The following is an 11,103-nucleotide window of genomic DNA, read 5'->3' on the forward strand; positions in this document are numbered from 1 at the left end:
GCCGAAGCCCGCCCCCTGCTGGAAAGACGTTGTTGCTACTCTGCAGCAGCGACGATGTTGACGACCTTGCGGCCGCCCTTGTTGCCGAACTGCACGGAGCCGGCCTCGAGGGCGAACAGCGTGTCGTCGCCGCCACGACCGACGTTGGCGCCGGGGTGGAAGTGCGTGCCGCGCTGACGGACGAGGATCTCGCCCGCGAGGACGACCTGGCCGCCGAAGCGCTTCACACCGAGACGCTGTGCGTTGGAGTCACGACCGTTGCGAGTGGAACTCGCACCCTTCTTGTGTGCCATCTCTTCTTCTCCTCGATGCCTTACTTGATGCCGGTGATCTTGACGCGCGTGAGCTCCTGACGGTGCCCCTGACGCTTCTTGTAACCGGTCTTGTTCTTGAACTTCTGGATGATGATCTTCGGACCGCGGAGGTTCTCGAGCACCTCGGCCGTCACCGTGATCTTCGCGAGCGACTTCGCGTCGGAGATGATCTTCTCACCGTCGACGTGGAGCACCGCGGGAAGCTCGATGTTGCCATCCTTGTCGGCCTTGACCCGGTCCATCGTGACGATGGTTCCGATCTCGACCTTCTCCTGCCGTCCTCCGGCGCGCACAACTGCGTAAACCACTACGTACCCGTTCTTTGGGGAGCGAAACGCTCCGACTGACTGTTGCTGGAAGTTACTGCTCGGAAAGGCTCGAACACGTGGGACACCTTGATGGCAGAAAACCGTTGGGCGTGGCAATGAAAACTCAATGCACACCAACGGTCGAGTTTACTTCATCGTGCAGTCCAGGTCAAACCAGCGGGCACAGAACCTCGTGACCGAGGCTGTTCCTCACGGCTCCCACACCGGACGCACTCGACAAGTGTACCCCGGGGGCTCCTGAACGCCGGCCGGGTGCCCGGCGCGTCCGAGCGCGGACGGGAATCGCGATGGACGCTCGATGGTTGGATGGTGGCATGACGGTGCTCATCGATCCCCCGCTGTGGCCGGCGCACGGCACGCTCTGGTCCCACGTGGTGAGTGACAGCTCCCTGGAGGAGTTGCACGCCTTCGCCGGACGCACCGGGCTCCCGCCGCGATCGTTCGACCTCGACCACTACGACGTCCCCGCCGAGCGCCACACCTCGCTCGTGGCGGCCGGCGCCGTCCCGGTGACCGGCGGCGAACTCGTCCGTCGACTCATCGCCAGCGGCTTGCGCATCACCGCACGCGAACGGCGCGCCTCCCGAGGAGACGCGCCGTCCTGATACGACCGGACTATTCGGTCTGACGCTGCGCGCCGTCCGACCCGACGGCCTGTCCGCCCGCGAGAGAAGCGGTGGACACCCGACGGCTGCGGCCGCGACCCTGGCCAGGCTGCTTCGGCTCGGGGAGCGCGTCGAGGACGGATTCGAGCAGGTGCTCGGGGTCCGCGACGGCTGCGCGACGCGGCTTGTCGGCGACCGGTGCGATCGGCAGGTCGAGCAAGGCCAACGTCGGGGCCGCGGATTCGCTCGGCGCCTCGGTGGGGCGTTCCTCCGAAGAACCCCGGCGGGATCCGTCACCGCCACGACGACGCGGTTCACGCTTCTCGCGCCGGCTCCGACGACCGTCGTGCGACCCGGACTGATCCTCCGGTGACGTCGTGGACTCGTCCGCGACCGGCCCCTCGGAACCCTGCGCCTCGGTGTGCTGGGACTGCGTGTGCTGCGCCTCGGCCACGACGGCGTCGGCCACGGCCTCGGCGGCGGCGAGCTCCTCGTGGTGTAGCGTGCGCGCCGCGATCAGGGCGAGCGCGTTCTTCGCGTCGTCGGTGATCCCGTGCGTCTGTCCGGCCGGCTTCTGCTGGGCGCCCTGGCCGTTCGAGGACGGCTGGCCGCCCTGTGACCCACCCTTGCCGCGCCGGCGCTGCTGCTCCGGCTGCGGCGTCTGGCGGTGCTTCACGACGGGGTCGTGGTGCACGACGACGCCGCGTCCGGCGCAGACCTCGCAGGGCTCGCTGAACGTCTCGAGCAGGCCGAGACCGAGCTTCTTGCGCGTCATCTGCACGAGACCGAGCGAGGTGACCTCGGCGACCTGGTGCTTCGTGCGGTCGCGGCTGAGGCACTCCACGAGGCGGCGCAGCACGAGGTCGCGGTTCGATTCGAGCACCATGTCGATGAAGTCGACGACGATGATCCCGCCGATGTCGCGCAGCCGCAGCTGACGCACGACCTCCTCAGCGGCCTCGAGGTTGTTCTTGGTGACCGTCTCCTCGAGGTTGCCGCCGGAACCGACGAACTTCCCCGTGTTGACGTCGACGACCGTCATGGCCTCGGTGCGGTCGATCACGAGGGATCCGCCGGACGGCAGCCAGACCTTGCGGTCGAGCGCCTTCTCGATCTGCTCGGCGATGCGGTAATCGACGAAGGAGTCGCCCGTGCCGTCGTACGGCTCGACCCGCTCGAGCAGGTCGGGGGCGACGCCGCGAAGGTAGCTCTGGATGTCCTGCAGCGCGTCCGAGCCCTGGATGACGAGCTTGTGGAAGTCCTCGTTGAAGACGTCGCGGATGATCTTGATGAGCAGGTCGGGCTCGCTGTGCAGCAGTGCCGGCGACTGGACCGTCTCGATCTGACGGGAGATCTCCGACCACTGCGACTTCAGCCGCGTGACGTCGAGCGTGAGCTGCTCCTCGGTCGCTCCCTCGGCGGCCGTGCGGACGATGACGCCGACGTTCTCCGGAAGGACCTCCTTGAGGATCTTCTTCAGGCGGGCGCGCTCCGTGTCGGGCAGCTTGCGCGAGATGCCGTTCATCGAGCCGTTCGGGACGTAGACGAGGTACCGACCGGGGAGCGAGACCTGACTCGTCAGGCGCGCGCCCTTGTGTCCGACCGGGTCCTTCGTGACCTGGACGAGGACCTTGTCGCCGCCCTTGAGCGCGAGCTCGATCCGGCGGGGCTGATTGCCCGTCTCCACGGAGTCCCAGTCGACCTCGCCGGAGTAGAGCACTGCGTTGCGTCCGCGACCGATGTCGACGAACGCCGCCTCCATGCTGGGCAGGACGTTCTGCACGCGACCGAGGTAGACGTTGCCGATGAGCGACGCCTCCTGGCTCCTGGCGACGTAGTGCTCCACGAGCACGCCGTCCTCCAGCACGCCGATCTGCGTCTTGCCGTTCTTGGAGCGGACGACCATGACACGGTCGACCGATTCGCGGCGGGCGAGGAACTCGGCCTCGGTGACGACCGGACGACGACGACCCGCGTCGCGTCCGTCACGGCGACGCTGCTTCTTGGCCTCGAGCCTCGTCGAGCCGCGCACCTTCTGCGGTTCGGTGATGAGTTCCGGCTCACGCGGCGTGCGGACCTTGACCACGTTGCGGGTGTCGGAGCGCGAGTCGCCACCCCGCTCGCCCTGCTCCGGTCCGTCCTCGCCGGCACGACGACGCGTGCGACGCCTCGACGAGCTGAGCTCGGCCTCGAGCGGTTCGTCGTCGCGGTGGACGATCGGCGGCAGGTCGGGTGCCTGGAACAGCAGCATGGTGGTCGGTGGACGCACCGGTGCCGCAGGTGCCGACTGCTCGCCGGGCCCGGCCGCCTGGGCGTCCGTCTCGGTGCTGGTCGACTCGTCCGCCGTCTCGGGCGTCGTGAGGTGCTGTTCGGTCGGTTCGTGCTCGGTGCCCGGCGTGGCCGGATCCTCGGTGTGCTCTTTCACCATTCCTGGTGTACTCCCCTATGCCGGGTCGGTGGCCGCGCCACCCTCCGGTTCTTCGTCTCGTGCGTGCGGCCGCGGGTGCAGCCGTTCGCAAATCCTGTGTGATCGCTGGCTCTCGGAGCTCTCACGATCGTGCCGGCACGTGCCGGCGGGTCCTGGGCTCTCATTGCCCAACAAGCCTGTTGTGTCGTGCGGTCGAGCGCGGCTCGGGCACCACCCCACGATTATCGCACGAACAGGGCCGACGGTCCTGAGTACGGACCACCCGGGCATGTCCCGCCGCCGTTCAGGCGGGCGTGCGAGAATCAGGGCGTGTCAACTCCGGTCATCGACGCGCGCCCCAGGGGCCTCGCGATCTTCCTCATCGTCGCAGGCGTCATCGGGTGGATCGCGGCGTTCGCGCTCACCCTCGACAAGTTCCAGCTCCTGCAGGATCCGAACGCCCAGCTCGGCTGCAATCTGAGCATCCTCGTGCAGTGCGGGGTCAACCTGAACTCCTGGCAGGGTGCCATCCTCGGGTTCCCGAATCCGATCATCGGTCTCGCCGCCTGGATCGCCCCGATCGCCGTCGGCGTCGCGGTCCTCGCCGGTGCGCAGTTCGCGCGGTGGTTCTGGATCGCCTTCAACATCGGGTTCCTCGGCGCGCTGGGATTCGTCATCTGGCTGATCTCGCAGAGCATCTTCGTCCTCGGCACGCTGTGCCCGTGGTGCATGGTCACCTGGTCGGTGACGATCCCCTCCTTCATCGCGGTCACCGCGTTCACCCTGCGGAACGGCATCATCCCGGCGTCCCCCGCCGTCCGCCGCGTCGCCGGGGTCGTGTCCTCCTGGATCGTGGTGGTGACGCTCGGGTGCTACCTCGTCGTGGCGGTCATCGCCCAGCTCCGCCTCGACGTCCTGTCCTACCTGTAGCCGGTGGCGGCCCGGACGGCCGCCTCACGCACACGACGAAGCCCGCCCCGGAATCGGAGGCGGGCTTCGTCGTGCGGAGTCGGTGCGTCAGGCGAACCAGAGCGCGAGCTCGCGGGAGGCGGACTCGGGGCTGTCCGAACCGTGCACGAGGTTCTGCTGGACCTTGAGGCCCCAGTCGCGGCCGAAGTCGCCGCGGATGGTCCCGGGCGCGGCGGTTGTCGGGTCGGTCGTGCCGGCGAGCGAGCGGAAGCCCTCGATGACGCGGTTGCCGGCGACGCGGATCGCGACGACGGGACCGCTCAGCATGAACTCGACGAGGGGCTCGTAGAACGGCTTGCCCTCGTGCTCGGCGTAGTGGGCGGCCAGCAGCTCGCGGTCCGGCTCGACCATGCGCAGGTCCACGAGCGAATAGCCCTTCGCCTCGATCCGACGGAGGATCTCGCCGGTCAGGTTGCGTGCGACGCCGTCAGGCTTCACGAGTACCAGGGTTTCTTCAACAGCCACGGTCAATCCTTCGCTTCTCGGTAGAGCGCCTGCTGACGCTCGATCTTGTCGCCTTGGACCATCGCATAGGTCCAGACGGCTGCGGCCATCCCGCCGACGAGGAACATCATCGGCACGAGCAGGCCGGTAGCCACGATAGCGGCTTGCACCGCCCAGCCCAGCCAATACCCCCAGCGGAATCGCAGGAGCGGGATCGTCGCGACGATGATCAGGCACAGCACCGCTCCGCCGATCAACGCGACCGGGGCCGGGAGGGCCTTCAGCCCGAAGATGACGAGCGCGCCGAGGAACATGACGATCATCTCGAAGCCCAGGATGATCGATCCGAGAGTCTGCTTGATGCTCCGTGGAGCCCGGCTCCGTGCCATGCCGCTCATGCGGTCGCCTTCCATTCCCGATCGTCGGCGATCTCGATCGCCTCGCCCACGAGGGTGATCGAGCCGGTGATCACGACCAGGCGGCGCGGCGCCTTCTCGGCCCAGCGCCGTGCGTCCTCCGCGGCCTCGTCGAGGGTGTCGGCGAAGGTCGACGCCGGCAGGTCGAGCGACGCCGCGAGGCGCGAGAGCTCCTCGGCGGGGATCGCCCGCTCCGACTCGGACTGGGTGAAGAAGAAGCCGGATGCGGCGGGCGCCAGGGTCGTCAGGATGCCGGCGGCGTCCTTGTCCTGGAGGATGCCGACCACGAAGGCGATCTCGTCGACGTCGAAGTAGCTGCCGAGCGCGGCGACCAGGGACGCGGCACCGTGCGGGTTGTGCGCCGCGTCGACGAGCACGGTCGGTTCGGTGCCGATCAGCTGCAGACGGCCCGGGGAGGCGACCTCGGTGAGGCCCTCCGCGAGGACGTCCTCCGCGACCGGCTGGGTCGCTCCGCCGAGGAACGCCTCGACCGCGGCGATCGCGAGCGTCGCGTTCCGTCCCTGGTGGTCCCCGTAGAGCGGGAGGTACAGCTCCGGGTAGGTGCCGGCGCGCCCTCGGACGGTGATGAGCTGTCCGCCCACCGCCACGGCGTCCTGCACGAGGGCGAACTCCTCACCCTCGAACACGGCCGGGTCGTCGACCGCGGCGGCGGCGTCGATGATCGCCTGACGCGCGTCAGGGTGCTGAGCGGCCGAGACCACCTGCGCTCCGGGCTTGATGATGCCGGCCTTGGTGCGCGCGATCTCGGCGATCGTCTTGCCGAGCCGCTGCACGTGGTCGAGGTCGATGGGCGTGAAGACGGCGACCTCGGCATCGGCGGCGTTCGTCGAGTCCCAGGCACCGCCCATCCCCACCTCGACGACGGCGACGTCGACGGGGGCGTCGCCGAAGCAGGCGAAGCCCAGGACGGTGAGCGCCTCGAAGAAGGTCAGCGCGGGCTCACCGGCCGCCGTGAGCTCGGCGTCGACCATCGCGAGATACGGCTTGATGTCGTCCCAGTTCCTGGCGACGGCCTCGTCCGAGATCCGCTCGCCGTCGATCCCGATGCGCTCGGTGAACCGGACGAGGTGCGGACTCGTGAAGAGACCGGTGCGGAGCCCGTGGGCACGGAGGATGCTCTCGATCATGCGCGCCGTACTCGTCTTGCCGTTCGTCCCGGCGATCTGGATGATCGCGAAGGACGACTCAGGGTTGCCGAGGAGGTCGAGCGCCCGCTTGGTCGCACCGAGCCGCGGCTGCGGCTGGGCCTCCCCCAGCCGCTCCAGGAGTTCGCGGTACACGGCGTCGGCGGCATCGGCCGCGGACAGCTCGTCTCCGGGGATCAGGTCATCGGACATCGGTGGTCTCCTCTGCACGCGCGACGGTCACGGTGAAGGCTCCGGCGTTGCCGAACTTCCCGGCAGCGAACGACTGGGCGAAGCCCGACGCCCCAGCCTGCGCCTCGACGTCCGACCAGGTCAGGGACGTCGCCAGGGTGTCGCCGGCGAGGTCGACCACGTCGAGGGCGCTGCGCACGGCACGTTCGTCGGCGTCGTCCTCGAATCGGAGCTGGAGCCGGATCCGGTCGCTCACCTGCAGATCCGCCGCCTTCCGGGTGTCCTGCACGGCGCGGATGACGTCGCGGGCGAGTCCCTCCGCTTCGAGTTCGGGCGTCAGCGTGGTCTCGAGCAGGGCGAATCCACCCGAGGGCAGGAGCGCGAGTGCGACACCACCGGCGGCGCCCGAGGAGGCCTCCATGACGAGTTCGTACTCACCGTCGACGAGCTCGATGCCGCCGGCCGTGACCGTGCCGTCGACCTCCGACCAGTCGCCGCTCCGAGCGCCCTTGATCGCCTGCTGCACCGTCTTGCCGAGGCGCGGACCCGCCGCGCGGGCGTTGATCGAGAGGCGCGAGGTGACACCGAACTCGGTGCCGCTGGTGTCGGTCAGCTCGGCGAAGGAGACGGCCTTGAGGTTGAGTTCCTCGCGGAGGATCGCCTCGAACGGTGCGAGCGACGCGGGGTCGGGTGTGACCACCGTGAGCGATGCCAGGGGCAACCGGACACGGAGACCGGCCTGCTTGCGGAGGGCGAGGGTGACGCCGGAGACCTCGCGGACCCGGTCCATCGCCTCGACGAGGGCCGCGTCCTCCGGGAACGCCTCGGGCTCCGGCCAGTCGGTGAGGTGCACGCTGCGGTCGCCCGTCAGGCCGGTCCAGACCTGCTCCGTGATGAGTGGCAGGAGCGGAGCGGCGACCCGGCAGTACGTCTCGAGGACGGTGTAGAGCGTGTCGAAGGCGTCGCGGTCGAAGGCGCCACCGTCGGTCGACCAGAAACGGTCACGGGAGCGACGGACGTACCAGTTGGTCAGGACGTCCGCGAAGTCCCGCAGCGAGGCCGCTGCGAGGGTCGCGTCGAACGCCTCGAGGTGGTCGGTCACGGTGACGACGAGCTCACGCGTCTTGGCGAGGATGTAGCGGTCGAGGACGTCGGTGGAGTCCGTGCGCCACACGGCGTCGTAGCCACCAGGCACCGCCGTGTTGGCGTACAGCGAGAAGAAGTACCAGGTGTTCCACAACGGCAACATCACCTGTCGGACGCCCTCACGGATGCCTTCCTCCGTGACGACGAGGTTGCCGCCGCGCAGCACCGAGCTCGACATGAGGAACCAGCGCATGGCGTCGGAACCGTCGCGGTCGAAGACCTCGTTGACGTCCGGGTAGTTGCGCAGCGACTTCGACATCTTCTGGCCGTCGCTGCCGAGGACGATGCCGTGGCTCACGACGCTCGTGAACGCCGGCCGGTCGAACAGCGCGGTCGACAGCACGTGCAGGAGGTAGAACCACCCGCGCGTCTGGCCGATGTACTCGACGATGAAGTCCGCCGGGCTGTGCGAGTCGAACCACTCGCGGTTCTCGAACGGGTAGTGCACCTGGGCGAACGGCATCGATCCGGAGTCGAACCAGACGTCGAGGACGTCGGTGATGCGGCGCATCGTCGACCGGCCGGTGGGGTCGTCGGGGTTCGGCCGCGTGAGCTCGTCGATGTACGGGCGGTGCAGATCGGTGGGGCGTACGCCGAAGTCGGCCTCGAGCTCGTCCAGCGAGCCGTACACGTCGATGCGCGGGTAGGCCGGGTCGTCGCTCTTCCACACCGGGATCGGCGAACCCCAGTACCGGTTGCGGCTGATCGACCAGTCGCGTGCACCCGCGAGCCACTTGCCGAACTGCCCGTCCTTGACGTTCTCCGGCACCCAGGTGATCTCCTGGTTGAGTTCCTCCATGCGGTCGCGGAACTCGGGCACGCGGACGAACCAGCTCGACACCGCCTTGTAGATGAGCGGCTGCTTGCAGCGCCAGCAGTGCGGGTAGGAGTGCTCGTAGCTCGCCTGACGCAGGAGGCGTCCCTGTGCCTTCAACAGCTGGGTGAGCGGCTTGTTGGCGTCGAAGACCTGGAGACCGGCGACGTCGGACACCTCGGGGAGGAACTTCCCGCCGTCGTCGACGGAGACGATCACCGGGATGCCGGCGGCCTCGCACACCTTCTGGTCCTCTTCACCGTAGGCGGGGGCCTGGTGCACGATGCCGGTGCCGTCCTCGGTCGACACGTAGTCGGCGACGAGGATGCGCCAGGCCTGCTCCATGCCCCACTCGGCGTCGGCGTAGTAGTCCCAGAGGCGGTCGTAGGAGACGCCTTCGAGCTCGCGCCCGACGACCGTCCGAGAGACGGCGGCCTGCGCCTCGGCCGCGGAGTCGTAGCCGAGGTCCTTCGCGTAGTTGCCGAGCAGCGCCGAGGCGATGAGGTACTCGCCGCCGAGCACCTCGGTGTCGGCGTGGGCGGAGCCCTCTTCGCGGAGCACCGTTGCGTCGGGGGTGCCGTTCGGGCCGGCCGGGACGACCGCGTACTCGATGTCGGGCCCGACGGCGAGCGCGGCGTTCGTCGGCAGGGTCCAGGGCGTGGTCGTCCAGGCGAGCGCGCGGACGGCGGTCAGGCCGAGGCTCTCGGCCTTCGGACCGACCAGCGGGAAGGTGACGGTGACGGTCTGGTCCTGGCGGGAGCGGTAGACGTCGTCGTCCATCCGCAGCTCGTGGTTGGAGAGCGGCGTCTGGTCGCGCCAGCAGTAGGGCAGCACCCGGTAGCCCTCGTAGGCGAGGCCCTTGTCGTGGAGCTGCTTGAAGGCCCAGATGACCGACTCCATGTAGGTCACGTCGAGGGTCTTGTAGTCGTGCTCGAAGTCGACCCAGCGCGCCTGGCGTGTCACGTAGTCCTGCCACTCCTCCGTGTAGCGGAGGACGGAGTCGCGTGCGACCTGGTTGAAGGCGGCGAGCCCCATCTCGTCGATCTGGCGCTTGTCGGTGATGCCGAGCTGTCGCTCCGCCTCGAGCTCGGCGGGGAGGCCGTGGGTGTCCCAGCCGAACCGGCGGTGCACCTGCTTGCCGCGCATCGTCTGGAACCGGGGGAAGAGGTCCTTGGCGTAGCCCGTGAGGAGGTGACCGTAGTGCGGGAGACCGTTCGCGAAGGGTGGGCCGTCGTAGAACACCCATTCCGGAGCGCCCTCGCGCTGGTCGATGGAGGCCTGGAAGGTGCCGTCGGCGGCCCAACGGGCGAGCACCCCCTCCTCGATCGAGGGGAAGCTGGGCGACGGCGTCACGCCGAACGCCGCGCCGTTCGACGCCGACTCGGTTGGGGTCGGTTCCTGGGACTTCGGGTAGCTCATCGTTCTCCTGGCAGGTCTCGTGGGTCCTGCGAGGACGCCGGCGTTGCCGACGCGGTACCACCCCGCTTGCCGCTCCACTGGAACGGCCGCTCTGCATCGGCTGTGACGGGCCTGACCCGCTCGGTTCTACTGGGCTCCCGCTGAGCGGTCGCTGTTCTGCCGAGGACTCCCCGGTGATGGCCGGATCGATGTCGATGGGTCCTATCGTACAGCCTGCGGAGCGGCTCCGAGGAGGGTCGGCTACGAGGAACTCGGCCCGTCGATCCGGGCGAGGGCGCAGCCGTACCCGTCCACCACCGGAGCGATCGCGCGGCGGAGGTAGTCGCCGAGCTCGCCCCGGCCGACGCCTGCGGCCGCCCAGGCCCCGGCTCCGGCGACGATCGCGCCGGCGAGCGCCGCTGCGGCGGACCGGATCGTCAGCTCGTCGGCGCGGACGGCGAGGCGCGCGAGCGAGACCCGGAGCACGGCTTGGAGACGCAGCAGCCGTTCGAGACCGGACGCCTGCAGCTCCCAGGCGGTGTCCATCAGTTCGATCTGCGTCAGCGCCCAGGGCACGGCGCCGTTCGAGCGCTCCTCGGCGATGCCCAGGAGGGCGGCCTGCAGTGACGGCATGGCGTCGGCGACATCCGTCGCGGGGGTTTCCCCGCCTGCGGCGAGCGCCCGTTCGAGTCCGGCGAGCGCGGCGTCGACGTCGACCCAGAGGACGTCGCTCTTGGAGCCGAAGTAGTTGAAGAAGGTGTTGCGGCTGACGCCGGCGCGGCTCGCGATCTGGTCGACGGTGGTGCCGGGGTATCCCTGTTCGAGGAAGAGTTCGGCGGCCGCCTCCTCGAGGACGCGTCGGGAGGATCGTCGGGGTCTGCCGACGGCGTTCCGTGCCGGTGGTCGTGCCATGGGGGCTCCTTC

At 69.1% G+C, this 11,103-nt stretch carries 10 protein-coding genes; 2 read left to right on the forward strand and 8 right to left on the reverse strand.

Translation table 11 applies throughout. The features are described from left to right. Nucleotides 1–35: 35 nt before the first annotated feature. Together rpmA and rplU are read right to left on the reverse strand one after the other, a co-directional pair. Nucleotides 36–293, reverse strand: coding sequence for a 50S ribosomal protein L27 (gene rpmA / locus AC4PMY_RS00690; protein ID WP_056006626.1), 258 nt, complete (start codon nt 291–293; stop codon nt 36–38). A 20-nt stretch (nt 294–313) separates the two neighbouring features. Continuing rightward, a complete protein-coding gene (rplU, locus tag AC4PMY_RS00695) occupies nt 314–622 on the reverse strand; it encodes a 50S ribosomal protein L21 (protein ID WP_079002324.1) in 309 nt (102 codons plus the stop codon). A 335-nt stretch (nt 623–957) separates the two neighbouring features. Here rplU and AC4PMY_RS00700 point away from each other — a divergent pair, with 335 nt between their 5' ends. Then, entirely contained in the window at nt 958–1,248 is a 291-nt protein-coding gene (locus tag AC4PMY_RS00700; RefSeq protein WP_071260834.1) for a DUF4031 domain-containing protein, read from the forward strand. A 10-nt stretch (nt 1,249–1,258) separates the two neighbouring features. On the opposite strand, the gene AC4PMY_RS00705 is transcribed toward AC4PMY_RS00700, so the two are convergent. Beyond that, nucleotides 1,259–3,673, reverse strand: a complete 2,415-nt coding sequence (locus tag AC4PMY_RS00705) for an Rne/Rng family ribonuclease (RefSeq protein WP_491621772.1) — start codon at nt 3,671–3,673, stop codon at nt 1,259–1,261. 312 nt (nt 3,674–3,985) lie between these two features. On the opposite strand from AC4PMY_RS00705, the gene AC4PMY_RS00710 reads away from it, so the two are divergent. Further along, nucleotides 3,986–4,585: a vitamin K epoxide reductase family protein gene (locus AC4PMY_RS00710; RefSeq protein WP_064295599.1), complete on the forward strand. Its 600-nt coding sequence runs from the start codon at nt 3,986–3,988 to the stop codon at nt 4,583–4,585. 87 nt (nt 4,586–4,672) lie between these two features. On the opposite strand, the gene ndk is transcribed toward AC4PMY_RS00710, so the two are convergent. The 5 genes from ndk to AC4PMY_RS00735 form a co-directional block, all read right to left on the reverse strand. Next, a complete protein-coding gene (gene ndk / locus AC4PMY_RS00715) occupies nt 4,673–5,089 on the reverse strand; it encodes a nucleoside-diphosphate kinase (protein WP_064295600.1) in 417 nt (138 codons plus the stop codon). A gap of 2 nt (nt 5,090–5,091) precedes the next feature. Continuing rightward, nucleotides 5,092–5,466 (reverse strand): DUF4233 domain-containing protein, encoded by a 375-nt coding sequence (locus AC4PMY_RS00720; protein ID WP_064295611.1) that lies wholly within the window; start codon nt 5,464–5,466, stop codon nt 5,092–5,094. Further along, entirely contained in the window at nt 5,463–6,842 is a 1,380-nt protein-coding gene (locus AC4PMY_RS00725) for a bifunctional folylpolyglutamate synthase/dihydrofolate synthase (protein ID WP_491621773.1), read from the reverse strand. Before AC4PMY_RS00725 ends, AC4PMY_RS00720 begins: the two co-directional genes overlap by 4 nt. Beyond that, the gene (ileS, locus tag AC4PMY_RS00730) at nt 6,832–10,200 is read right to left on the reverse strand and encodes an isoleucine--tRNA ligase (RefSeq protein ID WP_064295602.1); all 3,369 of its coding nucleotides are present in this window, start codon (nt 10,198–10,200) and stop codon (nt 6,832–6,834) included. Before ileS ends, AC4PMY_RS00725 begins: the two co-directional genes overlap by 11 nt. A 240-nt stretch (nt 10,201–10,440) precedes the next feature. Next, the gene (locus AC4PMY_RS00735) at nt 10,441–11,091 is read right to left on the reverse strand and encodes a TetR/AcrR family transcriptional regulator (RefSeq protein WP_064295603.1); all 651 of its coding nucleotides are present in this window, start codon (nt 11,089–11,091) and stop codon (nt 10,441–10,443) included. Between the last annotated feature and the right edge of the window lie 12 nt (nt 11,092–11,103).

It is taken from the genome of Plantibacter sp. MDV22-iso1 (assembly GCF_058408345.1).

Bases quoted from the DNA above. Each gene is read 5' to 3' on its own strand.
- rpmA (WP_056006626.1), bottom strand. From the start codon at position 293: ATGGCACACAAGAAGGGTGCGAGTTCCACTCGCAACGGTCGTGACTCC.
- AC4PMY_RS00700 (WP_071260834.1), top strand. From the start codon at position 958: ATGACGGTGCTCATCGATCCCCCGCTGTGGCCGGCGCACGGCACGCTC.
- AC4PMY_RS00720 (WP_064295611.1), bottom strand. From the start codon at position 5,466: ATGAGCGGCATGGCACGGAGCCGGGCTCCACGGAGCATCAAGCAGACT.
- ileS (WP_064295602.1), bottom strand. From the start codon at position 10,200: ATGAGCTACCCGAAGTCCCAGGAACCGACCCCAACCGAGTCGGCGTCG.
- AC4PMY_RS00735 (WP_064295603.1), bottom strand. From the start codon at position 11,091: ATGGCACGACCACCGGCACGGAACGCCGTCGGCAGACCCCGACGATCC.
- AC4PMY_RS00725 (WP_491621773.1), bottom strand. From the start codon at position 6,842: ATGTCCGATGACCTGATCCCCGGAGACGAGCTGTCCGCGGCCGATGCC.